Below are 22,332 nucleotides of genomic sequence, written 5' to 3'. Positions count from 1 at the left end.
CAAAATTTTTCATCGCCTGTAACATGAGCCTCGGCCGGCCTCAGTCCGTCCCCGCCACCGGGTAGATTCCCGGCATGCGCAGCGACACAACGTGCATACATTCTTCAGGTTCAGGAACTCGTCATGACCCAAAAGCAACGCTTGAAATATTCGATTCTGATTGCCCTGGCCGTGCTGGCCTCGATGTTCGGCCTGTCTTACCTGCAGAACATTGGCGTGATCAGCGAGAAAACCTTCCAGTACCTGGCCATTGCGATTGCCGTTGTCGTCGTGGTGATCAACGGCATCATGCGGCGCAAGGTCAAGCCTCACTTCTGATGAGCGCGTGATTCAGACGCGTCCATCGAGCACTTTGGCAGCCTCTTCGTGGAGGCTGTAGCTCTTGTCGGCATTGAGGGTGATCACGCCCTCGCTGCACAGGCGCTTGAGCACCTCGCGCACGCTGAGAAACGACAACGGGATGCCCAGTTCCAGCAAATGGCTGTGCACACCGCGCACGCCAAGGGTGCGCTGGTTGCCGGCAGCGGTGATCAGGGCGTCGATGACCTTCAGCCGAATCAGGCTGGTGCGCAGACCGAAACACTTGAGCAAATGGCGTATGCGCTGGTTGCCCTGCTGTTCGGGCGTTTTGTCAAACCCTTGCGAGCCGTTGCCGAAACCGGCCTCGTCGGTTGATGAATGTCCATCCGTGGGCACTTGTGGGTTGTACATGCAAAACTCCTTATCAGAGCCTTATCAGGAAAATGATGGTGCTCTTATTCAATAAGACGAACGAACGAGCAAAATCATGAAGTGCAAGCTGTAGAAAATTTGTCGGTATCAGGTTTGTCACCGTGTGCACGCCGGGAATAAACCTGCCGCGCGGCTAAATTATTCCCGGCGGGTTGCGTCCTAACGGTGGGGTAGTTGTCCCTATCGAGGGTGTTCAATTGACTGTGGAGTCGGCGTGATTATTTCCAATGGGTTGTCCAGGATAGGCATGGCAGGGATGTTGCTGGGGTTGAGCCTGGCGGCATCGGCGCGCGAGCAGGTGGTGCAGGCGTCGGCGGAGATTCGGCGTACCACCTATGGCTTGCCGCATATCCGCGCCAACGACGAACGTGGCCTGGGTTTCGGTATCGGCTACGCGTATGCCCAGGACAATCTGTGCCTGCTGGCCAATGAAATCGTTACGGTGAACGGCCAGCGTGCCCGATTCTTCGGCCCCGAGCAGGCCACCCTGGAAGAGCGCAACAACCTCGCCAGCGACGTGTTCTTTACCTGGCTGAACACGCCGAATGCGGTCGAGGCATTCTGGCGCGCGCAAACGCCGCAGATCCGCCAGCGTATCGAAGGCTATGTCGCAGGCTTCAATCGTTATCTGAAAGAGCAGGGCGCACCGGCGCAGTGTCAGGCGGCGTGGGTGCGTCCACTGGTCAAGGAAGACCTGGTCAAGCTGACCCGCAGGCTGCTGGTGGAAGGGGGCGTCGGGCAGTTCGCCGAAGCCTTGGTTGGCGCGACACCTCCCCAGGCCACGGCCGCCGTGCAGCCCGACGCCAAGGCATTCGAACTGGCCGCTGCCCATCAACAGCGTTTCACCCTTGACCGGGGCAGCAACGCGGTGGCCGTCGGCCGGGATCGCTCCTTCAATGGGCGTGGCATGTTGCTGGCCAACCCGCATTTCCCCTGGGTGGGCGGCATGCGTTTTTACCAGATGCACCTGACCATTCCCGGCCAGCTGGATGTAATGGGCGCGGCGCTGCCCGGCCTGCCGGTGGTAAATATCGGCTTCAACCAGCACGTGGCATGGACGCACACGGTGGACACTTCCAAGCATTTCACCCTGTACCGCCTGACCCTCGACCCCAAGGATTCCACCCGCTACCTGCTCGATGGCAAGTCCTTGCCCCTGGATAAAACCACGCTGACCGTGCAGGCCAAACAGGCCGATGGCAGCCTCAAGGATGTCACCCATACGGTCTACAGTTCGCAGTTCGGCCCCGTGGTGCAATGGCCCGGCAAGCTGGACTGGGACAATCACTACGCCTACAGCCTGCGCGACGCCAACCTCGGCAACGACCGCGTGCTGCAACAGTGGTACGCGATGAACCGCGCCGACAGCCTCCAGGCGCTGCAAACCTCGGTGCATACCCTGCAAGGCATCCCGTGGGTCAACACCCTGGCCGCCGATGACCAGGGCCAGAGCCTGTACATGAACCTGTCGGTAGTGCCCAACGTCAGTGCCGCCAAGCTTGCGCAATGCAGCGACCCGCGCGCCGGCCTGCAAATGATCATGCTCAACGGCAGTCGCAGCGCCTGCGCCTGGGACATCGACCCTCGCGCCGCACAAGCGGGCATCTTCCCGGCCGCCCAATTGCCGCAGCTGCAACGCAGCGACTACGTGCAGCACTCCAACGATTCGGCCTGGATGGCCAACCCCAAGGCGCCGCTCACCGGCTTCTCCCCGGTGATCAGCCAGGACAACATCGGCCTGGGGCCCCGTGCACGTTTTGCCCTGCAACGCCTGCAATCCCTGGAGAAACAGCCGATTACCGTCAGCGCCCTGCAAAGCATGGTCATGGACAACGAGGTGTACCTGGCGGGGCAAGTCATGCCAGACCTGTTGGCGTTCTGCGCCAAGCACCTGGGCAACGATGCCGCCGCGCTTGAGTCACTGTGCACCAGCCTGAAAACCTGGGACCAGCGCGCCAACCTCGACAGCGGCCCGGGCCTGGTGCACTTCATCAACTTGGTGGAACACCTGCAGCAGATTCCCGATGCCTGGCGCGTCGCTTTCGACCCGGCCCACCCGCTGACCACCCCGAGTGGCCTCGCCATCGACCGCGCACCCGTGGCCAAGGCCCTGCGCGAAGCCATGCTTGCTTCCAGCGCCGCCGTCGACAAACTCGGTGTGAAACGCTGGGGCGACCTCCAGGTCTCCGGGCAAACCCCCATGCATGGCGGCCCGCAGGAACTGGGCATCTACAACGCCATGCAAACCGTACCCCGCGCCGACGGCAAACGCGAAGTCGTCAGCGGCACCAGCTATCTGCAAATCGTCAGCTTCGACGACAAAGGCCCCCAGGCGGTAGGCGTACTGGCGTTCTCCGAATCCAGCAATCCTGACTCAAAATACGCCGTGGACCAGACCCAGGCCTTCTCCGAGAAACAGCTGCGCCCACTGCCGTTCACCGAAGCCCAGATCAAGGCCGACCCGCAGTACCAGGCGCAACGCGTGAAGGAGTAGGGCGGCCACGCAACCCCTTGATGCCAATGCGAAATATTTTTGAAATCAAGGGGTTGCGGGCAAAAGCAAATAAGTACATAATGGCGCCCATCGAACGCAATGAAGCATTAAAAACTTTAATGTATTCAATGAGTTAGGTGTGTTGGATCAGTTAGAGAGTAGAGGCGCGCTTCACAGAGCCCACTCAAGTTTGTATGCGATGAGTGCCGGCAACACAGGCATTGATCGTTTGAGGCCGAGTAGCAAAATGGTTATGCAGCGGATTGCAAATCCGCCTACGCCGGTTCGATTCCGACCTCGGCCTCCACTCTTGAAAACCCCGTAGATTAGCGTCTACGGGGTTTTTTATTGTCTGTGAAAAAGTGGAAGTCTCATCCGCTCAAGGATCAGGACTGAGAAAATCGAAGCCCTGATGCCAGTCATTCAAGCGTACACCTCCGTCTGTAGGAGCGAGGGGGTGCGCCTAGCTCTTGCTCGCGAAAAACGTCAACGATAACGCGTGCTTCCTGAATGAACGCGGTGCCTGTGAGTTTTTCGCGAGCAAGCTCGCTCCTACAATTAGGGTTTGGCCTCAATAGCAGTGGGTCAGAAATACCTATATTGACGGACACGCCGCTATCGGGGGCAAGCCCCCTCCCACATGGAGATCACCATTCGTCTGCCACCCGGCACTCTGCCTGCCATGCCGTCTCTGAATACCAAGCGCGGATATCCCGAGCGTAGGAACGGAGAACCAGCATGCATATCAACGAAAATGCCCCGGGGAACCTGTCTCAACAGGATGTGACTCGCAATACCGATAACGAAACCGGTCACGACCCTAAGCGTGATGAGGACAATATTCCACTGCCGCCGGACGATGACGCGCCGCTGGAGGAGGATATGTCGGATGTGGATGCGGCCGATTCAGTGGCGAGTGAGCATCCGGATAATTAGTGATTGATTCAAACTGATGAACCCGGCCTGGCGCCGGTTTTTTTTTTGCGGTGCAGAACGACCCGGCCATCGTTTTTTCAAACCCCGAGTCCGTGGTTTTCGACGAATGACGTGTCTGGATCAAGGGTTCCAGCCTTTAAACGGTTGTCACGGACGCCTCAGCCGATTACCCTGAAATTGTTTGTATTGTTACAAACAATTTCGGTGCGACTGTTTTCCGGTCACACGGCTTCAGGATGAGGAACGAAAAATGTTTGCACACGAAGGTACTGCGCTAGAGCTTTTAACCCTGGTTTTCGGCGTGACGGCTCTGCTTCTGGTGATCTGGTTTGTCCACCACCAATACGAACTCAGGGCGCGAAAGCGTGTAAAAAAACAACATGCTGATGGCGGTCAGCATTCAACGCAACACCGCTGATCAACCCGATGCAGCGATGCGGCTGGTCTCAGCCAGCCGCTTCAGACCGATTGATTCGCTGCTCTTTGACTTCATGTGCGTAGGCTTCAAGACGTTTCTGCTGGACGGCCAGCAGGGCGCACACTTTGGTGAGCAGCGCCGCTTGATCGCCCGCCTTGCCGCTGGCCGCCAGGGCCTTCAGTTCAACCACCGACCAGCCGATCACGGCGCCGGCATCTTCAAGGTCGTAGAACAGTGCTTGTTGTGCGGTTCTGGGACCGCCGAGATCGTCTATCACAGCGTTCACCCTGTTTATCCGGGAAAAATCACAGGCAAAGAAAAGCCCGCGATGGGGGAGCGGGCTAAAAGGTGTTCATGTAGGAGCTGGGATAACCTTAGGCCTGCGTCTGTGAAAGCTTCGTGAAACCCATGTCATCAAAGTGTATTCCTCGATCCAACGCCAGCTGTATGGGGCGATAAACTGCGCAACCCTCTACTGTCGCAGGACATCACCCCCCGCTTGGATGCCGCGCCATGTTCATGTCCACCAGTCTCCTGTCAGCCTTTGTGCTGTTCGCTTTCGTGTCTTCGATCACCCCCGGGCCCAACAACACCATGTTGCTGGCCTCCGGCGTGAATTTCGGCTTTCGCCGTTCGATGCCCCATGCGCTGGGTATCAGCATCGGGTTCATGGTGCTGGTGATTTGCGTGGGGCTGGGCCTGGGCGAAGTGTTCAAGCTGTTCCCCTGGGCATACACGCTGCTTCGTTATGTCGGTGCTGCCTACCTGCTGTACCTGGCCTGGAAGATCGCCAACGCCGGCGGCATGGCGGACAGCGATGACGAACAGGGCAAGCCGATGACCTTTCTCGGCGCGGCGGCGTTCCAGTGGGTCAACCCCAAGGCGTGGATCATGGCACTGGGCGCGATCACCACCTACACGCCGGCCGAGGGTTACGTGACCAATGTGCTGGTGATTGCGCTGGTGTTTGCCGTGGTCAACCTGCCGAGTGTGTGCGTGTGGGTCGGCTGCGGCAGCGGCTTGCGCAGTGTCTTGCGCGAGCCGCGCTGGTTGCGGGCATTCAACTGGACCATGGCAGGGTTGCTGGTGCTGTCGTTGTATCCGATGCTTTTTGTCGGGTGACAGCCCCACTAGACCGGCGAAATGGTCGCCAGCATGCCGATGCCGATGGTCAACACCAGAAAACCGAACAGGAAAATAGCCATCTTGGTCATAAGGCCTCCAAAGGGAAGGGGGACGACAGGAATGTCGGATGGCGCCATTGTCCGCTTCGGACGGTTTTCGATACAGAGGCAGATGGCGCGGAAAAAACCGTATCAGATGGCGCGCCGGCGCCTGGATCGCAGGTTTCAGGCGCTACAGGTTTTTGCTGATCAGCCGCCGGGAGTGAGACAGCCACCGCGTTTGCCCCTAAGATAGCGCCCACTGCATCAACAATAAGAGTGGGCCAACCCTCGATGGAAAGACGCCAGTTCAGCGGTGGCATGAAGGGTAAGAACCTGCGCTACCTCAATGACAATCCCCAGCAGACGGCAGCGGTCACCCGTATCGGCTTCCTGCTGCTCGAACACTTCTCGCTGCCTGCCTTCACCCAGACCCTCGACACGCTGGTCACCGCCAACCTGCTGCGCCCCGAGCTGTTCGCGACGCGCACGTTCGGGTGGGACGAGCGCGAGATTATCAGTGACCTCGGCCTGGTCATCCGTCCCGACGCGCGCCTGGAACCGTCGGTATTGCAGGATTTGGACCTGCTGGTGATCTGTGGTGGATTTCGCACCGAACTCAAGGCCAGTGAAGACTTCATCCATATCCTGCGCGCCGCTGCCGAACAGGGTGTAGGGCTTGCCGGCCTGTGGAACGGCTCATGGTTTCTCGGCCGCGCCGGGTTGTTGCAGGGCTACCGTTGCGCCATTCACCCGGAGCATCGTCCGGCGCTGGCGGAGGTGTGCAAGGCCGCGCAGGTCACCAGCGAGCCCTATGTGATCGACCGCGACCGCCTCACCGCTTCCAGCCCCTCGGGTGCCTTCCATATGGCGCTGGACTGGATCAAGAGCCTGCACGGCAAGGCGTTGGTCGAAGGCATCGAAGACATCCTCGCCTTCGAGGAGTCGCGCTACCGACGCATCAAACCGACCGAAAACGTCTGTGTCAGCGCACCGCTGCGCGAAGTGCTCAAGCTGATGGACGCCAACCTGGAAGAACCGCTTGAACTCGACCAGCTCGCCGTCTACGCCGGCCGCTCGCGCCGCCAGTTGGAGCGCCTGTTCAAGGAGCAACTGGGCACCACGCCGCAGCGCTACTACATGGAGTTGCGCGTGACCGAAGCGCGGCGCCTGTTGCAGCACACCGAGCTGTCGCAGGTGGACGTGCTGGTGGCCTGCGGTTTTGTGTCACCGAGTCACTTCAGCAAGTGCTACAGCGCGTATTTCGGCTATCGCCCCTCTAAAGAAAAGCGTTTGGTCAAATAGTAGGGGGGGCAATGTTTTCTCAGGGAGGGTTGATGGACACCACGCTTTTGGATCGTTATCGCGGCAGCTTGCTTGGGCTGGCCTGTGGCGACGCGGTAGGCACCACGGTCGAGTTCATGCCTCGGGGCACCTTTTCGCCCGTCACCGATATGGTCGGCGGCGGGCCGTTCAACCTTCAGCCCGGCCAGTGGACTGATGACACTTCCATGGCGCTTTGCCTGGCCGAGAGCCTGTTGCGCAAGGGTGGTTTTGACGCAGCCGATCAGATGGGACGTTATCTGAACTGGTGGAAGTGGGGCTACTTGAGTTCAACCGGTGAATGCTTTGATATCGGCATGACCGTTCGTGAAGCACTGGCGGCATTTGAGACCACTGGCGAGGCGTTTTCCGGTTCTACCGACCCATATTCGGCCGGCAACGGTTCGATGATGCGACTCGCGCCTGTGGTGCTGTTTTACTTTCCCGACCTGGAAAACATCCGCCGATTCAGCGCGCTCAGTTCGCGTACCACACACGCCGCCCAAGAGGCTATCGAATGCTGCCTGTTGCTGGCCGAGGCCATCGGCAACGCCTTGTGCGGTGTGCCCAAGCATGAAGTGTTGCGCTTGGTGGATACTGCGTTGTCGGCGCCCAAGGTCATGGCGATTGCGCGTGGCGAGTATCGCGACAAGGCCCAGGCAGACATCAAAGGGTCAGGTTATGCCGTTGCCTCGCTGGAAGCGGCGTTCTGGTGTTTCGAACACACCGCCAGTTTTGCCGAAGCGGTACTCGCTGCGGCCAACCTGGGTGACGACGCCGACACGACCGCCGCTATCGTGGGGCAGTTGGCCGGTGCACATTATGGTGTCCATGGGATTCCCATCGGTTGGCTGGACAAGCTCTGCCTGCGCGACGATATCCAGGAGACCGCCGATGCGTTATTTGCCGCCTCCTCGAATCAATCCGGTTAAGCGCTTTATCAAAACCGCGCCATTCGATACGCCTGCATCCCAGGCACTGCTTCACCGCTTGCCAACTGAGCGATTTTTTCCGCCGTCACCGCCGCCTGGGTCAATCCCAGGTGCTGATGACCGAACGCGAGCAGCACCTTGCCGTCGCACACCCGGTCGATGATCGGCAGCGAGTCGGGCAGGGAGGGCCGAAAGCCCATCCATGGCGTGGCGTCGGCTGCGTTCAGCGGCTGGCGGAACAGGCCGTTGCTCAAGCGGTGCAACTGCCACGCTCGCTGCATATTGGCCGGACGTTCCAGGCCGGCGAATTCCACGGTGCCGGCCAGGCGCAGGCCGTCGGCCATGGGGGTCATGATGAATTTGCGCTCCAGTGAGGTGACGGCGAAGGGCAGGCGCTGGTGTTCGTGGGGCAGCATCAGGTGATAGCCGCGCTCGGTGTCCAGCGGCACGCGCTTGCCGGTGAGGGTGGCGGTGAGACGGGCCGAGTGGGCGCCGCAGGCGATCAGGACCTGGCGCGCGGTGACCACGCTGTGATCCGTCATCAATGACACACCGTCATTTTCCACGCGGCCATCCACGACGCGCTGTTGCAGAAAGGTCACACCCAGGGCCCTGGCCGCGTTCACCAACTCGCCGACCACTGCGTACGGGTCGAGAAAATGACCGGTGCGCGGAAAAAACAACCCCCCCTGTATCGCCTCGCTCAACTGCGGCGCCGCTGTGCGCACCGCTTGCGCCGACCAGAACGCCACCGGCACGCCTTGCTGCTGCATCCGTTGGTGCAAGGCATCCAGCGCCGCACGGGATTCGGCGCGCTCAAACACCAGCAGCGAACCGTCTTCGCGCAGCAACTGCGGTTGCCCGATAGAACCCAACAAGCGCTGCCACGCGGCGAGGCTGGCTTCATTCAACGCGCAAAGGCCTGCGACAGTGCGCTGATAGCGTATCGGCCGCAGGTTCAACAGCAGGCGCATGAACCAGGGCAGGGCGCGGGGCAGGTAGGTCCAGTCCAGGCGCAGCGGGCCCAAAGGATCGAGCAACATGGCCGGCAGGCGCTTGAGGATCGACAAGTCGGCGATGGGAAAGACCTGCTCGGTGGCCAGGTGTCCGGCATTGCCATAGGAAGCGCCCATGCCCGGCGCCTGCGCGTCGATCACCAGCACCTGCCGTCCTTGTCGCGCCAGTTGCAAGGCGCAGGCAACGCCGATGATGCCGGCGCCGACCACGACGATGTCGGCTGAATGGGGATTGGTCATCGCTTATGCCTCTCTTCGGCTGTTGACCAGCAGATGACTCGCCACAGCACGCCCGCGCCGACAGAAAATCAAGCGATGTTCTGCTCGGCCGACCAGTTGGCGTACCACTGGCGGAACAGCGCGTACTGCTGCTCGGCATAGCGGCGTTGAGCGGCGCTGAGTCCATCGGTTTCGTTGAAGTGCAGGGCATAGCCCTGGTCACCGTTGAGCACCATCAAGTGCTTGTAATACAGCACCAGGTCGCAGCCTTCGTCGAACGAGGACAGCACCGCCAGCGCGGCTTCCAGCTCGCGGGCCTGGCGCCGGGCCTTGGCATCGCCCGTGGCGGCCAGCTTGCTCAGCGCCACCAGTTGCAGCACTTCACGGGGCAGCGCGTTGCCGATGCCGGTGATGGCGCCGGTGGCGTTGCAATTGACAAACCCGTGCACCACCTGGGTATCGACACCCACCATCAGGGTCACGTCGTCGTCCTGGGAGGTAATGTTTTCCGCCGCATAGCGCAGGTCGGTGGCGCCGCCGAATTCCTTGAAGCCGATCAGGTTCGGGTGTTCGCGGCGCAGTTCGAAGAACAGCTCGGCGCGGGTGGCGAAACCGTAGTACGGGCTGTTGTAGATCACCGCCGGCAGGTTGGGCGCTGCCTTGAGGATCGCCGCGAAGTGGGCCTTTTGTGCGGTGGCCGAAGCGCCACGGGACAGCACGCGCGGAATCACCATCAAGCCATGCGCGCCGACCCTGGCCGCATGCGCCGCGTGAGACACGGCCTCACGGCTGTTGACCGCTCCGGTGCCGACGATGGTCGGTACGCCGGCGGCCACCAGGCGCGCCACGCCTTCCTGGCGCTCGGCTTCGGTGAGCAGCGGCCAATCGCCCATGGAACCGCAATACACCACGGCGCTCATGCCGATATCGATCAGTTCGCGACCCTTGGCCACCAGGGCGTCGAAGTCGGGTGTGCGCGCGGGGGTGCACGGCGTCATCAGGGCGGGCATGCAGCCGGAGAAGATGTTGTCGCTCATGGTGCTGACTCCTTGATATTGAGTAGGGGGGAAGGGCTCAAATGCCCCAGGCAAACGGGTCCTGTTCGTCGATCAGCAAGATGCTGTCGGCGGTCATGTGGGCGCGGCCGGTGATGAACGGGCGTACGCGCTCGCCGTCCCATTCATAGCGGGCCCGGAATTGGCTGCCGGTGATGCTGGCCTGGACCCAGGGCTCACCGGGGCCGAGTTTGCCGTCGGCCGCCAGGCAGGCGAGCTTGGCGCTGGTGCCGGTGCCGCAGGGGGAGCGGTCATAGGCCTTGCCGGGGCACATCACGAAGTTGCGGCTGTCGGCCTCGGTGTCGTCGGCGAACAGTTCGATGTGGTCGATCAGCGCGCCGTCTTCGCCGTAGATGCCCTGGGCTTCAAGGGCCTTGAGCATGGCCCAGGTGTAGTCGGTGAGGGCATCGACGTTGCTCATCTGCAGCGCCTGGCCGTGGTCGGACACCAGGAAAAACCAGTTGCCGCCCCAGGCGATATCTCCCACGACCGCGCCGTGGCCGGGCACCTGCACTGAGACGTGCCGGCGATAGCGATAGGCGGGCACGTTGCGCAGGGTCACCGCGCCGTCGGCGTGCAGCGTGGCCGCCACCGGGCCCACCGGGGTGTCGAGGGTGTGCACGCCCGGCTCGATCAGCCCCAGGTAGTGCAACGAGGCGACCAGGCCGAGGGTGCCGTGGCCGCACATGCCCAGATAACCCGCGTTGTTGAAGAAGATCACGCCGCAGGTCGCGCCCGGGGTGACCGGCGCGCAATACAGCGCCCCCACCAGCACGTCGTTGCCGCGCGGTTCCAGCAGGCAGGCGCGGCGCCATTGATCATGGTGGCTGCGCAGGTCGTCGAGTTGAGCGGCAATGGTGTCGCCGGTCAGCGCAGGAAAGCCATTCATGATCAGGCGTGTGGGTTCGCCGCCGGTGTGGGAGTCGATAACGTGCAGGCGTTTCATGCAAGGCTCCATCAGTGAGTGGCCGCAGAGTGAGTGGCTAAAGAGGGTGGGGTGCTGTAGTGATCGTCACTGACGGCTTCGCTTTTATCGTCGTCGCTTTCCAGGCGCACCAGGTAGGCAGTGGCGCTATCGTGAACCCCCTAAGCGGGCGACGATTGATGGTTTGCATCGGGATGGATGACGAATTCAGCACAGTTTTCAGCGCTCGACAGGGTCCCGGGCATGGGGCAATCTGCTCGGCGTCGGGGTCGGAAACGGGCGATGAAGATCATGGTGCAGCACGTGTTTACGAGTCTCTTGCAGGGCAGTCGCCCCCACAGCATCGAGCAGTTGCTGACAGGCGCGGCGCAGCTGTTGCCGTTGCTGGACGTGATCCCCAACGCGACGTTTTTCATCAAGGACATCGAGGCCCGCTACGTGCTCGCCAACCGCACCCTGGTGCAGCGCTGCGGCCTGCGGCAACTGCAGCCGCTGCTGGGCAAGACCAGCGCCGAAGTATTCCCGGCGCAACTGGGGCCGGGCTATACCGAGCAGGACCGGCGTGTGCTGCAGCAGGGGCTGGTGCTGGAGGACCAGCTTGAGCTGCACCTTTACGGCAGCCGCGAACCGGGCTGGTGCCTGACGCACAAATGGCCGCTGTATAACGCTGGCGGCGCGATCATCGGCCTGGCCGGCATTTCGCTTGACCTGCAGTCGGCCAGCCAGACCCACCCTGCCTACCAACGCCTGGCGGCGGTGGACGAACATATCCGCGCTCACTTCAACCGCCGTATCACCCTCGGTGAACTGACGCGCATTGCCGGTATCTCCGTGGCGCAGTTGGAGCGCTACTGCAAGCGTGTGTTCCACCTTACGCCTCGGCAAATGATCCAGAAGGTGCGGCTGGAGCATGCTCACCGATTGCTGCACACCGACCTGCCGATTACCGAGGTCGCCTTGCAGTGCGGCTATACCGACCACAGTGCGTTTACTCGACAGTTCAAGGCGTCGACCGGGTTTACGCCCAGGCAATATCGGCAGGCCACCCAATAGGTGTGGCAGGGATCCTGCCCCCGATGACGGCCTCAGGGCCGACCAGGATGTTGTGTCGATCCCGATCAAAATGCGGGAGGGGGCATGCCCCGATGACGGCCTCAGAGCCGACCGGGATTTTGTGTCGATCCTGGCCCAAATGTGGGAGGGGGCTTGCTCCCGATGACGGCCTCAGGGCTGACCAGGATGCTGGATTGGACCGAGTACATATCTGTTCCTGCGGCAACGGCCACTTAGGGTTCCGCTTTTACAGCGGCTCACTTTTGAAAAGCGCAAAAGTAAGCAAAACGCTCTTACCCCACCACTCGGCACCTCGCCTGGGCTCGGTGTGCCCTCTCTCCGGCTTGAATCCGTGGGCCGCCGCAATGGGCCATCCATGGCCCAGTGCGGCTAACCCGGCGTCCTGCCGGGTTGCCCACGGATTCAAGCCTGCGTTCGGCCAGCGTGGTTTAACGGGGCGCCTAAGATCAAAAGCAAAAGCGCGGCGGCCTTAGAGCCGACCGGTAATCTTGTGTCGATCCCGGTGCAAATGTGGGAGGGGGCTTGCCCCCGATGACGGCCTCAGGGCCGACCAGAATGTTGGATTGGACCGAGTACATATCCATTTCTGCGGTAACGGCTGCTTAGGGTTCCGCCCTGACGGCGGCGCACGGATTCAAGCCTGCGTTCGGCCAGCGTGGTTTAACGGGGTGCCTGAGATCAAAAGCAGATCAAACGCAAAAGCGCGGCGGCCTTAGAGCCGACCGGTATCTTGTGTCGATCCCGGTGCAAATGTGGGAGGGGGCTTGCCCCCGATGACGGCCTCAGGGCCGGCCAGAATGTTGGATTGGACCGAGTACATATCCGTTTCTGCGGTAACGGCCACTTAGGGTTCCGCCCTGACGGCGGCCCACGGATTCAAGCCTGCGTTCGGCCAGCGTGGTTTAACGGGGCGCCTGAGATCAAAAGCAGATCAAAAGCAAAAGCGCGGCGGCCTTCGAGCCGACCGGTATCTTGTGTCGATCCCACATTTGGACAGGGATCTGCATCCCGATGCAACGAATCGCCCCCGCCGTCGCTCCTATGCTTACGAATCACCTTTAACCACCACAGGTATCAGGCTTATGACGGCGGCGGACAACGATCATGTGAATTGGCTGGTGCAACAGTCCATGCTGAACGCGGCGCGTCAGCGCGCCAAGCTCTATTCGGGGCAGGGGCGCATGTGGCAGCAACCCTTCGCACACACCCGCCCGCGTGACGCTTCAGCCCTGTCGTCGGTATGGTTCACGGCGTATCCGGCGTCGATCGTGACCCGCGAAGACGGCACGGTGCTGGAGGCGCTGGGCGACGAAAGCCTGTGGCATGCGTTGTCGAAAATCGGCATCCAGGGCATTCACAACGGGCCGCTGAAGAAGTCCGGCGGTTTGTCCGGCACCCGACACACCCCGACCATCGACGGTAATTTCGACCGCATCAGCTTCGACATTGACCCGCAACTGGGCACCGAGGCGCAGTTGCAGGCGCTGACACGCATGGCCGCCGCGCACAACGCGGTGATCATCGACGACGTGATTCCGTCCCACACCGGCAAGGGCGCGGATTTTCGCCTGGCGGAAATGGCCTATGAAGACTATCCGGGCCTGTATCACATGGTCGAAATCCGTGAAGAAGACTGGCCGCTGCTGCCGGACGTCGCCGAGGGCCGCGACGCGCAGAATCTCAGCCCGCCGCAGGTGGATGCACTGCGCGACAAGCACTACATCGTCGGCCAATTGCAACGGGTGATTTTCTTCGAGCCCGGCGTCAAGGAAACCGACTGGAGCGCCACGCCCGTGGTGATGGGGGTCGACGGCAAGCCGCGACGCTGGGTGTACCTGCATTACTTCAAGGAAGGGCAGCCGTCGCTGAACTGGCTCGATCCGTCATTCGCCGCCCAGCAGATGATCATCGGCGACGCACTGCACGCCATCGATGTCATGGGCGCCAAGATTCTGCGCCTGGACGCCAACGGCTTCCTCGGCGTGGAACGCAAGCTCGACGGCAGTGCGTGGTCGGAAAGCCATCCGCTGTCGATCACCGGCAACCAGTTGCTCGGCGGTGCTATCCGCAAGGCCGGTGGTTTCAGCTTCCAGGAACTCAACCTCACCGTCGACGATATCGCCTCCATGTCCCACGGCGGCGCCGACCTGTCCTATGACTTCATCACCCGGCCGGCCTACCAGCATGCGTTGCTGATGGGCGACGCCGAGTTCCTGCGCCTGATGCTGCGCCAGATGCACAGCCTCGGCATCGACCCTGGTTCGCTGATCCACGCGCTGCAAAACCACGACGAACTGACCCTGGAACTGGTGCACTTCTGGACCCTGCATGCCCATGACACCTTTCTGTTCCAGGGCCAGACCTTTCCCGGCAACATCCTGCGCGAGCATATCCGCGAGCAGATGTATGAACGCCTGACCGGCGAGCACGCGCCGTATAACCTCAAGTTCGTCACCAATGGCGTGTCCTGCACCACCGCCAGCATCATCACCGCAGCCCTCGGCATTCGCGATCTGGACGCGATCACCGCGGCCGACGTGCAGCAGATTCGCCAGATCCATTTGCTGCTGGTGATGTACAACGCCATGCAGCCGGGGGTGTTTGCGCTGTCCGGTTGGGACCTGGTGGGTGCGCTGCCATTGGCCGCCGAAGAGGTCGGGCATTTGATGGCCGATGGCGACACGCGCTGGATTCATCGCGGCGCCTACGACCTGGTCGACCTTAACCCCGACGCCGAGCTGTCGGCCGGGCAGATGCCGCGTTCCAGAAGCCTGTATGGCAGCTTGAACAGCCAGCTGCAGGACCCGGACTCTTTTGCCTCGCAGTTGCAGAAGATCCTCGGCGTGCGCCGTGCCTACGACATTGCCGCCAGTCGCCAGATCCTGATTCCGGATGTCGAGCACCCCGGCCTGCTGGTCATGGTGCATGAGTTGCCGGCAGGCAAGGGTACGCAGATCACTGCGCTGAACTTCGGCGCCACGCCTATCACCGAATCCCTGCACCTGCCCAACATTGCACCAGGGCCGGTGGTGGACATCATCAATGAGCGGGTGGAAGGGGATCTGACGGAGGAGGGCACGTTCACGATTACGCTGGATGCCTATGAAGGGCTGGCCTTGCGGGTGGTGAGCAGTACGCCGATGTAACGGGAGTGGGGGCAGCCTCTTACACGCCGGGTTGAACGCTTTAACGTCGTTCAACCCGGCGAGTGTGCTGTCGGGACAGCGTCGGAGGATCAGCGGTGCCTGTTCTTGTGCTTATGCTTGTTGCCTTTGTGTTTGCCGCCGTCGCCGCCCAGGTTGTTGCCCACCGCGCCGCCGGCGGCGCCACCCAGGCCTGCGCCGATAGCCGAACCGGTGCTGCCGCCCAGGTGATTGCCGATCACTGAACCACCCGCAGCGCCAACGCCGCCGCCCAGTGCCGCTTCCGCTCGATTGCCTTTGCGCGCGCCCACCGCGCCGCCGGTCGCACCCCCTACACCGGCGCCGATGGCCGCACCGGTGGAGCCACCGAGCTGCCCACCCACGACATTGCCCAGTACGCCGCCGACGCCACCGCCCAGGGCGGCGGTGCCATCTCCGGCGGCCGACGCGCCTTGGGAGATCAGGATGCCCAATGCCAGGGCTGGTAGAGTCATTTTCATTTTTCTTGTACCTCAAGGGCTGTCTCAGGCGCTCACGGGGTAAAGCACGCCTGTGTTGAGATTAGAGCACAAGCGCGCGCGCCGCCGTTCCTGCGAGAGCGATATCAGCCAAGAAAAATTTTTTTCCGCCCCCTTGAAATCCTTTTGCGCGTCCATAAATTTTTGATCACGCGATGCCGAATGCGGGTCGCGTCCTAAATCACTTGGAGAAACTCAGGAGATTTTAAAATGGCTACTACCCTTTCGTTGGCCCCACTGTTCCGTCAATCGGTGGGCTTTGATCGCTTCAATGACCTGTTCGAGTCGGCGCTGCGCAGCGAGGCTCCGAATTCCTATCCACCTCACAACGTGGAAAAGCACGGTGATGACGCCTACCGTATTGTCATCGCAGTGGCTGGCCTGACCGAGGAGGATCTGGATATCCAGGTCGAACGAGGTGTATTGACGGTTTCCGGCGGCAAACGCGAAACCGACGAGAAGGTCGCTTACCTGCACCAGGGCATCGCCCAGCGTGCTTTCCGGTTATCGTTCCGCCTGGCGGACCACATCGAAGTGCGCGGCGCGGCCTTGAACAACGGGCTGCTGAGCATCGACCTGCTGCGCGAGGTGCCTGAAGAGGCCAAACCCAAGCGCATCATGATCGGTGGCGAGGCCAAGCCCGAGCTGCGTCAGGTCAGTTTGCAGTAAGGCAATCGGCGGTAGAAAGGCGCTCTTCGGAGCGCCTTTTTTGTATGCGCGCAGAGTCGCCGCCACACGGTCGCAGCCTGCGCGACCATTCATTTTGAACTGCCTGCACCGCAGAGTGCCGAAACTCTACAACCTGGAGGAATCAGCCATGACCGAAGAAAAGCCCAAGGAACCCGAAGAGCAAACACCGGCGCACTCCACCGAAGAGGAGCGTGAGCGACTGAAGGATTTCAACAAGGACGGTATCCCGCCGGGCGCGTGCTGAAGGGCACTCTCACGTTCTGTCTGAACAGCCCACTTAGCCCTGTGCGCAACCGCGCTAGTGAAATAGAGGTGATTTATGGTCGATGACAATAACGGTCCCGCAGCGCCCTATCCCGGACCGGAAAAACAAGTGCCCGACCTGGGCGAAGGTCACGCGTCAGGCCTGGAGCAAGCTGAATCCGAGCCCAAGCAGGGCACAGGCGAGAAGCCGGAAGATTGGAACCCCCCGCCGGGCAATCCCGGATCGGATCAGGACGCCCAGACCGACCGTAACAATGACGGTGCGAAGTAGTTCGTCGCACAGCATGTCCCTGATAACCCGGCCAAGCGCCGGGTTTTTTTGGTCTGGATGCATGTTGGTTGTGAGCAATGCAGCCCGACCGGCACGCGCTTTCCGAGAACTAACTGCACGGTCTGTGGTTACTTTCTTATCGCCTTCAGGTTTTTAAAAAAAAGCTCTAACGACTGGCGAGAATGAATTTTTGAATTACATTATTCGTAGCGTCACTAGGCAGTGGCGCCAATAGGGATTGCTCGGCAGTCGATCTTGGCTGCTCATTCGTCAAGGAGTGTCAAATGTCTAAATCTTCTCAAGACTACGTCGTGCTGTTGAATGAAATGCGTGCTCACCACAAAAACCGCGCGCAAGGAACCGCTGCGGGCTCGGTCACACCCTCTACACCAGCACTTCAGGCGCTTTATGTAAATAGAGTTTCCACAAAGGGCGCCTCAAATGATCCGCAAATTCGCGCTTTGCAACAATCTGCCGAAAAGGCAGGTGACGATCAGGCTGGCGACTCCAAAACCGGCATAAGTAATGCAACAACGTCTTTTGAAAAAAGTGGGGATAAAGACACTGCTGGTTATACAAATGAACTTAATAAGCTACGAGATCGCGATAAGCAGAACGCCAATCAGCGCATCGACAAAATGTATGACGAAGCCATAGAAATAGTCGAGAAGGACCCGTCAAAAGGGGATGCGGTTGTAGGAACCATGGATATGGTTGGCCAATTCTTCAACAGCCTTCTTAACGAAATTTCGAACTTCTTTATGGACGTTGCAAGAAATATATTGAACTATCTAAAGCAAATTTGGGAAAAGATTGCGAACACTTTTAATTCTGTCGTCAACTGGATCTCCCACTGGTTCTAACGCGTGCTTCTTCCGGAGCAGCGCCATACCGTCTGCTTCGGAGGATGTTGTTACGGTCCGCTATTTAAAAGGATTTTTATATGAGTGTCGATCCTCCACCTTACGTTGATTATGAAGAAGAATGGGATGCGAGTATCAAGAGCCAGAATGCCGCCGCCTTGACGCACTTCAAATCCAAGCTGGACGAAATGCGAGCCAGGGATAAATATAGAACTCAGGAACTTATAGACGGACTGTATGACGATGTGTTGGTAAAAATTGATCCCGATTACGTACGGCCTCCCTCTGAAGAAGACAGTGCTGACATGTATGACGTCGCTATTTCAATCATCAGGTCGTGGCTGACTCAGTTGCCGAACTGAAGGTGAGCCGGCTTTTATTACCGCCCTGAGTCAGGGGGTTACAGCGTGTTCAAGACGCGCCTGACATCCCCTTGGACGCTGGCCACGCCACTGCGCGCCGCTGACAGGCCAACGACAGAAGCCGCAGTAAGTGCGGCTTTCGTCTTGGGTACAACTGCCGAGGTTATCGCCGACGCATCCTGCGCGTGCCCGGGATGTATCCGCTCACAGCATGCGGCGCAGTACGTCGTTGCGAGGGTCGCGGTCGAACAAACGGTGTTTGAGCGCGCCCGCGATATGCAGCACGATCAGGACCAGCAAGGTATAGGCCAGGACTTTGTGCAGCCATTGGAACACCACAAACCAATTGTCATTCTTCGGCAGCAGCTCCGGCAGGTTCACGCCGAAAAAGAACACGCCGTCGCTCATGGTGAAGGTGCTCGACATCGAGTACCCCATCAGCGGCACGGCCACGATCAGTACGTACATGGAGCGTTGTACGAACCGTGAGAGGAATCGCTCATGCGCCGCCAGGGTGAGCGGTGGCTGCGGAAGGGCCGGGGTGCGAACACGCAGGGCGATCTGTACCAGCACCAGCAGAAACGCCAGCACGCCGAACGATTTGTGCCACGGGTAGTAGAGGGTGAATTTACTCACGACTTCATCATCAAGCCCGGTCATGTGCCAGCCGGCCCAGAGCAGCCCGGCTATGACGACGGCACGCACCCAGTGCAGGATGCGCAGGGACACGGGATACCGATCGATTGCCGTTTGTGTTTGGTTGTTCATCGCAGTCTCTTCATTGATCATCAAGGCGTCGAAACGCACGGCTGAATCCCACCCTCTGCGACCAGGGTCGAGAGGGTGGCAGGTGCAGTGACTGTTCTAGGCAGGCAGCAGCACGGTGATCACTTTCTCCTCGGTGTAGGCCAGCGCGCCGCTGATCCCGCCTTCGCGGCCGATGCCGCTGGCCTTGACGCCGCCCCACGGCAGGTTGGCGTCCAGCGGGCTCCAGCAGTTGACGCCGATGGCGCCGGCCTTTACCGCTGCAGCCACGCGGTGCGCGCGCGCAAGGTCGGTGGTCCACACCGTGGCGGCCAGGCCGTAGGCGGAGTCGTTAGCCAGTGCCACGGCCTCTTCTTCGCTGTCGAAGGTGATCACCGTGCCGACAGGGCCGAAGATCTCGTCCTGGGCGATCGCCATGTCATTGCGGGCATTGGCGAAAATCGTCGGACGCACGAACCAGCCCTGGTCAGGGGTGGATACGCCGCCGGCCAGCAGCGAGGCGCCTTGGTCGATACCCAGCTGGATGTAACGGTTGACGCGATCAAACTGCGCTTTCTTGGCCACCGGCCCCATCTGGATGTCAGGCTGGCGAGGGTCGCCGACCTTGATCGAGCGAGCGGCCTCGGCCAGGGCGGCCGCGAAGCGCTCGGCGAGGCTGCGCTGGACCAGGATGCGCGAGCCGGCGGCACAGATCTGCCCCTGGTTGACGAACAAGCCCAGTGTGCAGCCGAACAAGGCGTCGTCGAAGGGCGCATCGTCGAACACAATCTGCGGGCTCTTGCCGCCCAGTTCCAGGGCCACGCGCTTGAACAGCACACCCGCGGTGCGCTGGATCTCACGCCCGGCCTCGGGGCTGCCGGTGAAACTGATCTTGGCCACATCCGGGTGTTCGCACAGGGCCCGACCCACCTGCGCACCGTAACCGGTCACCACGTTGATCACGCCGTCGGGAAATCCCGCTTCCTGCGCCAGCGCCGCCAGGTGCAGGGCCGATTGCGGGGTTTCTTCCGAGGGCTTGATCACCACGGTACAGCCTGCCGCCAGCAATGCGGCGAGCTTCCACACGGTGATCATCAGCGGTGAGTTCCACGGCACAATCGCGCCCACCACGCCCACGGGCTCGCGGACGGTGTACGAGAGGGTCTTGCGACCGAAGTATCCGCCGGTGGGAATGGTGCGCCCTTCAAGCTGGTTGGCCCAGCCGGCGGCCGCGCGCAGGTTTGCGATGGCGTTGGGCAGGTCCATCCGGCGCGGTTCGAGCGGTGAGCGGCCGATGGCGTCGGCGTCCATGTCGGCCAGTGATTCGCTGTCGCGCTCCACCAGGTCGGCGAGTTTGGATAACAGCCGACCGCGCTGGGCGCCGTCAAGCTGGCTCCAGGCGCCACCTTCCAGTTGGGCGCGCGCCGCCGCCACGGCACGGTCGACATCGTCGGCGGTGCCACTTGCGCAACTGCCGTACACCTGCTCGGTCACGGGGTTGATGAGAGGGATGCGCGCTCCGTCGCTGGCGTCGCAGGGCGCGCCCTGGATAAAGTGTTTCAGGTGCTCGGTCATGTGGGTGTCCATGCGTGATGGGAGGGGTTGGAGATGACGCACTCAGGCCTTGAGGGAGGCCAGGGCATCGCCGAAAATGTCCAACGCCTTGAAGAACAGCTCGCGCGTGATCGTCAGCGAAGGCATCACACGCATCACGTTGCTGTAACGCCCGCAGGGAATCATCAGTACCCCGTGGTTCATCAGGTAGCCCATGAGCTGGCCGATTTTGGCGCCTTCGAGCGGCGTCTTGGTGGCGGCGTCTTCAACCAACTCGATACCGATCATCAGGCCGCGACCGCGAACTTCGCCGACGAACGGGCTGTTGAACCCGCGGATACGTTCCTGCGCTTCCAGGCCCAGGGTGTGGGCGCGATCGAGCAGGCCGAGTTCCGGGTCCTGCAGGATGCTGATATTGGTCAACGCCACGGCCGCAGACAGCGAGTTGGCGGCGAAGGTATTGGGCATCGAACCGTCGGGAATCTGCGCGGCGAGGTCCGAGCGCATGATCAGCCCGGCCATCGGCAGGTCGCTGCCAATACCCTTGCCGAAGGTGAGCATGTCGGGTTTGACGCCGGAGTGCTCGACCGCCCACATCTTGCCGGTGCGGCCCGCACCGGACTGGACTTCGTCAACGATCAGCAACGCGCCGGCGCGGTCGCAGGCCTTGCGCAACAGTTGCAGGAATTCGGGGGAGGGCGGCACGTAGCCGCCTTCGCCCTGCACCGGTTCCACAATCACGGCGGCCACGTCATCGGCGGCGGTGTAAGGGCTGTTCAGCAGGTAATCCACGTAGTCGCCGGCAATCTGCTCGGCACTTTTTTGCGTGGTGTCGAAGGGGAAACGGTAGGCGTAGGGGTAGGGTGCGTGAATCACGCCGCCCATCATCGGCCCGTAGCCCTTGCGGTAGGCCGTGCCGGTGGTCAGCGCGCCGGAGGCGTTCCACACGCCGTGATAGCCGCCGTGGAAGGCGAGGATCTGGTGGCGCCCGGTGATGCGTTTGGCAAACTTGATGGCCGCTTCCAGCGCATCGCTGCCGCTTTGGGTGAAGAACGTGATGCAGTCACCGCGCAAGCCATCGGGCGCGATCTCGGACATCTTGGCGGCCAGTTCGGTGCGGCGGGTGCTGTTGATTTCCAGGGCATGCATCAGCACTTCGGACTGTTCGCGAATGGCTTTCACCACCTGCGGGTGACAGCGGCCGACGCTGCTGACGCCCACGCCTGCGGAAAGGTCGATGTAGGTGTTGCCGTCGGGGTCCTTGAAGGTCGCGCCGAACGCGCGGTCCATGGCAATAGGCATACGGCCGCCGCCGCGCGCCATCGATTCGGTACTCGCCGACAACGCCAGCGCTTCGCGGGTCAGCGGGCCGGGCAGGGTGCTGGAAATAATGTGCGGGGCATCCGCGAAATGCAGGGGTTCTAGTTTGGACTCAATCATGACGCACTCTCTGGAATGTCGGTTTCAGTATGTGGATCATTCTCATGGAGTGCGCCTGTCCGTTAGCCCGAATCGGCAAATGATGAATCGGTCCATCGGCAGGTCCCGCCCAAGGCCCTATTTGAGAAGAAATTTCGCGGTAATTGATCTATGTGCGAATATTGCAAGGTAGCTTGAGATAAAAACAAAAATTGGC

At 61.1% G+C, this 22,332-nt stretch carries 23 protein-coding genes and 1 tRNA gene; 14 read left to right on the top strand and 10 right to left on the bottom strand.

Annotated elements, in window-relative coordinates:
• The first annotated feature begins 123 nt into the window (after positions 1-123).
• Positions 124-318 carry a hypothetical protein gene (locus BFQ00_RS09585; protein ID WP_005788056.1) on the top strand — a complete coding sequence of 65 codons (195 nt, stop codon included), beginning with the start codon at positions 124-126 and terminating at the stop codon, positions 316-318.
• 12 nt (positions 319-330) lie between these two features.
• Here the strand turns inward: BFQ00_RS09585 and BFQ00_RS09580 are convergent, their stop codons facing one another.
• Positions 331-711, bottom strand: coding sequence for a fe2+ zn2+ uptake regulation protein (locus tag BFQ00_RS09580; protein WP_065885577.1), 381 nt, complete (start codon positions 709-711; stop codon positions 331-333).
• 235 nt (positions 712-946) lie between these two features.
• Here BFQ00_RS09580 and BFQ00_RS09575 point away from each other — a divergent pair, with 235 nt between their 5' ends.
• From BFQ00_RS09575 to BFQ00_RS29620, 4 genes are all read left to right on the top strand, one after another.
• The gene (locus tag BFQ00_RS09575; RefSeq protein ID WP_065933317.1) at positions 947-3,226 is read left to right on the top strand and encodes a bifunctional acylase PvdQ; all 2,280 of its coding nucleotides are present in this window, start codon (positions 947-949) and stop codon (positions 3,224-3,226) included.
• 233 nt (positions 3,227-3,459) lie between these two features.
• Positions 3,460-3,533: transfer RNA gene (locus BFQ00_RS09570), tRNA-Cys, on the top strand.
• A gap of 431 nt (positions 3,534-3,964) precedes the next feature.
• A complete protein-coding gene (locus BFQ00_RS09565) occupies positions 3,965-4,162 on the top strand; it encodes a hypothetical protein (RefSeq protein WP_065885580.1) in 198 nt (65 codons plus the stop codon).
• 250 nt (positions 4,163-4,412) lie between these two features.
• Entirely contained in the window at positions 4,413-4,580 is a 168-nt protein-coding gene (locus BFQ00_RS29620; RefSeq protein WP_163001627.1) for a hypothetical protein, read from the top strand.
• A 28-nt stretch (positions 4,581-4,608) separates the two neighbouring features.
• Here BFQ00_RS29620 and BFQ00_RS09560 read toward each other — a convergent pair whose 3' ends face one another.
• Complete coding sequence (locus tag BFQ00_RS09560; RefSeq protein WP_065893264.1) at positions 4,609-4,866, bottom strand: hypothetical protein; 258 nt, start codon at positions 4,864-4,866, stop codon at positions 4,609-4,611.
• Between the two features lie 227 nt (positions 4,867-5,093).
• Here BFQ00_RS09560 and BFQ00_RS09555 point away from each other — a divergent pair, with 227 nt between their 5' ends.
• On the top strand, positions 5,094-5,702 hold the full coding sequence (locus BFQ00_RS09555) for a LysE family translocator (RefSeq protein ID WP_065885584.1): 609 nt from the start codon (positions 5,094-5,096) through the stop codon (positions 5,700-5,702).
• A gap of 8 nt (positions 5,703-5,710) precedes the next feature.
• On the opposite strand, the gene BFQ00_RS29985 is transcribed toward BFQ00_RS09555, so the two are convergent.
• On the bottom strand, positions 5,711-5,842 hold the full coding sequence (locus tag BFQ00_RS29985) for a hypothetical protein (protein WP_256095203.1): 132 nt from the start codon (positions 5,840-5,842) through the stop codon (positions 5,711-5,713).
• Positions 5,843-6,064: 222 nt separating this feature from the next.
• Between BFQ00_RS29985 and BFQ00_RS09550 the strand changes: the two genes are divergently transcribed.
• Positions 6,065-7,048: a GlxA family transcriptional regulator gene (locus tag BFQ00_RS09550; RefSeq protein ID WP_065933401.1), complete on the top strand. Its 984-nt coding sequence runs from the start codon at positions 6,065-6,067 to the stop codon at positions 7,046-7,048.
• A gap of 32 nt (positions 7,049-7,080) precedes the next feature.
• Positions 7,081-7,998 carry an ADP-ribosylglycohydrolase family protein gene (locus BFQ00_RS09545; protein ID WP_065933316.1) on the top strand — a complete coding sequence of 306 codons (918 nt, stop codon included), beginning with the start codon at positions 7,081-7,083 and terminating at the stop codon, positions 7,996-7,998.
• A gap of 8 nt (positions 7,999-8,006) precedes the next feature.
• Here BFQ00_RS09545 and BFQ00_RS09540 read toward each other — a convergent pair whose 3' ends face one another.
• The 3 genes from BFQ00_RS09540 to BFQ00_RS09530 form a co-directional block, all read right to left on the bottom strand.
• On the bottom strand, positions 8,007-9,254 hold the full coding sequence (locus tag BFQ00_RS09540; protein ID WP_065933315.1) for an NAD(P)/FAD-dependent oxidoreductase: 1,248 nt from the start codon (positions 9,252-9,254) through the stop codon (positions 8,007-8,009).
• A 68-nt stretch (positions 9,255-9,322) separates the two neighbouring features.
• Complete coding sequence (locus BFQ00_RS09535; RefSeq protein WP_065933314.1) at positions 9,323-10,270, bottom strand: dihydrodipicolinate synthase family protein; 948 nt, start codon at positions 10,268-10,270, stop codon at positions 9,323-9,325.
• A 37-nt stretch (positions 10,271-10,307) separates the two neighbouring features.
• A complete protein-coding gene (locus tag BFQ00_RS09530) occupies positions 10,308-11,234 on the bottom strand; it encodes a 4-hydroxyproline epimerase (RefSeq protein ID WP_065933313.1) in 927 nt (308 codons plus the stop codon).
• A gap of 270 nt (positions 11,235-11,504) precedes the next feature.
• On the opposite strand from BFQ00_RS09530, the gene BFQ00_RS09525 reads away from it, so the two are divergent.
• Together BFQ00_RS09525 and treS are read left to right on the top strand one after the other, a co-directional pair.
• Complete coding sequence (locus BFQ00_RS09525; RefSeq protein WP_065933400.1) at positions 11,505-12,266, top strand: AraC family transcriptional regulator; 762 nt, start codon at positions 11,505-11,507, stop codon at positions 12,264-12,266.
• A gap of 1,103 nt (positions 12,267-13,369) precedes the next feature.
• Positions 13,370-15,433: a maltose alpha-D-glucosyltransferase gene (gene treS / locus BFQ00_RS09520; RefSeq protein ID WP_065891964.1), complete on the top strand. Its 2,064-nt coding sequence runs from the start codon at positions 13,370-13,372 to the stop codon at positions 15,431-15,433.
• 89 nt (positions 15,434-15,522) lie between these two features.
• On the opposite strand, the gene BFQ00_RS09515 is transcribed toward treS, so the two are convergent.
• Positions 15,523-15,930 carry a hypothetical protein gene (locus BFQ00_RS09515; protein ID WP_065885594.1) on the bottom strand — a complete coding sequence of 136 codons (408 nt, stop codon included), beginning with the start codon at positions 15,928-15,930 and terminating at the stop codon, positions 15,523-15,525.
• 228 nt (positions 15,931-16,158) lie between these two features.
• On the opposite strand from BFQ00_RS09515, the gene BFQ00_RS09510 reads away from it, so the two are divergent.
• The 4 genes from BFQ00_RS09510 to BFQ00_RS09495 all read left to right on the top strand — a co-directional run bounded on the left by BFQ00_RS09510 (position 16,159) and on the right by BFQ00_RS09495 (position 18,398).
• Positions 16,159-16,617 carry an Hsp20 family protein gene (locus BFQ00_RS09510; protein ID WP_057722310.1) on the top strand — a complete coding sequence of 153 codons (459 nt, stop codon included), beginning with the start codon at positions 16,159-16,161 and terminating at the stop codon, positions 16,615-16,617.
• Positions 16,618-16,957: 340 nt separating this feature from the next.
• A complete protein-coding gene (locus BFQ00_RS09505; RefSeq protein ID WP_065933312.1) occupies positions 16,958-17,173 on the top strand; it encodes a hypothetical protein in 216 nt (71 codons plus the stop codon).
• A 284-nt stretch (positions 17,174-17,457) separates the two neighbouring features.
• Positions 17,458-18,036, top strand: coding sequence for a hypothetical protein (locus BFQ00_RS09500; protein ID WP_065933311.1), 579 nt, complete (start codon positions 17,458-17,460; stop codon positions 18,034-18,036).
• Positions 18,037-18,116: 80 nt separating this feature from the next.
• Positions 18,117-18,398, top strand: coding sequence for a hypothetical protein (locus tag BFQ00_RS09495; RefSeq protein ID WP_065933310.1), 282 nt, complete (start codon positions 18,117-18,119; stop codon positions 18,396-18,398).
• Between the two features lie 204 nt (positions 18,399-18,602).
• Here BFQ00_RS09495 and BFQ00_RS09490 read toward each other — a convergent pair whose 3' ends face one another.
• The 3 genes from BFQ00_RS09490 to BFQ00_RS09480 form a co-directional block, all read right to left on the bottom strand.
• Positions 18,603-19,166, bottom strand: coding sequence for a cytochrome b (locus BFQ00_RS09490; protein WP_065885604.1), 564 nt, complete (start codon positions 19,164-19,166; stop codon positions 18,603-18,605).
• A gap of 96 nt (positions 19,167-19,262) precedes the next feature.
• On the bottom strand, positions 19,263-20,717 hold the full coding sequence (locus BFQ00_RS09485; protein ID WP_065885606.1) for an aldehyde dehydrogenase family protein: 1,455 nt from the start codon (positions 20,715-20,717) through the stop codon (positions 19,263-19,265).
• A 42-nt stretch (positions 20,718-20,759) separates the two neighbouring features.
• A complete protein-coding gene (locus BFQ00_RS09480) occupies positions 20,760-22,136 on the bottom strand; it encodes an aspartate aminotransferase family protein (protein WP_065933309.1) in 1,377 nt (458 codons plus the stop codon).
• Between the last annotated feature and the right edge of the window lie 196 nt (positions 22,137-22,332).

Source organism: Pseudomonas sp. 28 E 9 (assembly GCF_900004785.1).
GTDB classification, from domain to species: Bacteria; Pseudomonadota; Gammaproteobacteria; order Pseudomonadales; family Pseudomonadaceae; genus Aquipseudomonas; species Aquipseudomonas orientalis_A.
Note: the sequence above shows the minus strand (reverse complement) of the source record. Positions and strands in the feature narration are given on the sequence as shown.

Excerpts from the sequence above, each read along its gene's own strand:
- BFQ00_RS09525 (WP_065933400.1), top strand. The coding sequence starts at position 11,505 with ATGGTGCAGCACGTGTTTACGAGTCTCTTGCAGGGCAGTCGCCCCCAC.
- BFQ00_RS09515 (WP_065885594.1), bottom strand. The coding sequence starts at position 15,930 with ATGAAAATGACTCTACCAGCCCTGGCATTGGGCATCCTGATCTCCCAA.
- BFQ00_RS09545 (WP_065933316.1), top strand. The coding sequence starts at position 7,081 with ATGGACACCACGCTTTTGGATCGTTATCGCGGCAGCTTGCTTGGGCTG.
- BFQ00_RS29985 (WP_256095203.1), bottom strand. The coding sequence starts at position 5,842 with ATGGCGCCATCCGACATTCCTGTCGTCCCCCTTCCCTTTGGAGGCCTT.
- BFQ00_RS09585 (WP_005788056.1), top strand. The coding sequence starts at position 124 with ATGACCCAAAAGCAACGCTTGAAATATTCGATTCTGATTGCCCTGGCC.
- BFQ00_RS09505 (WP_065933312.1), top strand. The coding sequence starts at position 16,958 with ATGGTCGATGACAATAACGGTCCCGCAGCGCCCTATCCCGGACCGGAA.
- BFQ00_RS09565 (WP_065885580.1), top strand. The coding sequence starts at position 3,965 with ATGCATATCAACGAAAATGCCCCGGGGAACCTGTCTCAACAGGATGTG.
- BFQ00_RS09530 (WP_065933313.1), bottom strand. The coding sequence starts at position 11,234 with ATGAAACGCCTGCACGTTATCGACTCCCACACCGGCGGCGAACCCACA.
- BFQ00_RS09540 (WP_065933315.1), bottom strand. The coding sequence starts at position 9,254 with ATGACCAATCCCCATTCAGCCGACATCGTCGTGGTCGGCGCCGGCATC.
- BFQ00_RS09535 (WP_065933314.1), bottom strand. The coding sequence starts at position 10,270 with ATGAGCGACAACATCTTCTCCGGCTGCATGCCCGCCCTGATGACGCCG.
- treS (WP_065891964.1), top strand. The coding sequence starts at position 13,370 with ATGACGGCGGCGGACAACGATCATGTGAATTGGCTGGTGCAACAGTCC.
- BFQ00_RS09485 (WP_065885606.1), bottom strand. The coding sequence starts at position 20,717 with ATGACCGAGCACCTGAAACACTTTATCCAGGGCGCGCCCTGCGACGCC.
- BFQ00_RS09490 (WP_065885604.1), bottom strand. The coding sequence starts at position 19,166 with ATGAACAACCAAACACAAACGGCAATCGATCGGTATCCCGTGTCCCTG.
- BFQ00_RS09500 (WP_065933311.1), top strand. The coding sequence starts at position 17,458 with ATGTCTAAATCTTCTCAAGACTACGTCGTGCTGTTGAATGAAATGCGT.
- BFQ00_RS09580 (WP_065885577.1), bottom strand. The coding sequence starts at position 711 with ATGTACAACCCACAAGTGCCCACGGATGGACATTCATCAACCGACGAG.
- BFQ00_RS29620 (WP_163001627.1), top strand. The coding sequence starts at position 4,413 with ATGTTTGCACACGAAGGTACTGCGCTAGAGCTTTTAACCCTGGTTTTC.
- BFQ00_RS09550 (WP_065933401.1), top strand. The coding sequence starts at position 6,065 with ATGAAGGGTAAGAACCTGCGCTACCTCAATGACAATCCCCAGCAGACG.
- BFQ00_RS09510 (WP_057722310.1), top strand. The coding sequence starts at position 16,159 with ATGGCTACTACCCTTTCGTTGGCCCCACTGTTCCGTCAATCGGTGGGC.
- BFQ00_RS09495 (WP_065933310.1), top strand. The coding sequence starts at position 18,117 with ATGAGTGTCGATCCTCCACCTTACGTTGATTATGAAGAAGAATGGGAT.
- BFQ00_RS09555 (WP_065885584.1), top strand. The coding sequence starts at position 5,094 with ATGTTCATGTCCACCAGTCTCCTGTCAGCCTTTGTGCTGTTCGCTTTC.
- BFQ00_RS09480 (WP_065933309.1), bottom strand. The coding sequence starts at position 22,136 with ATGATTGAGTCCAAACTAGAACCCCTGCATTTCGCGGATGCCCCGCAC.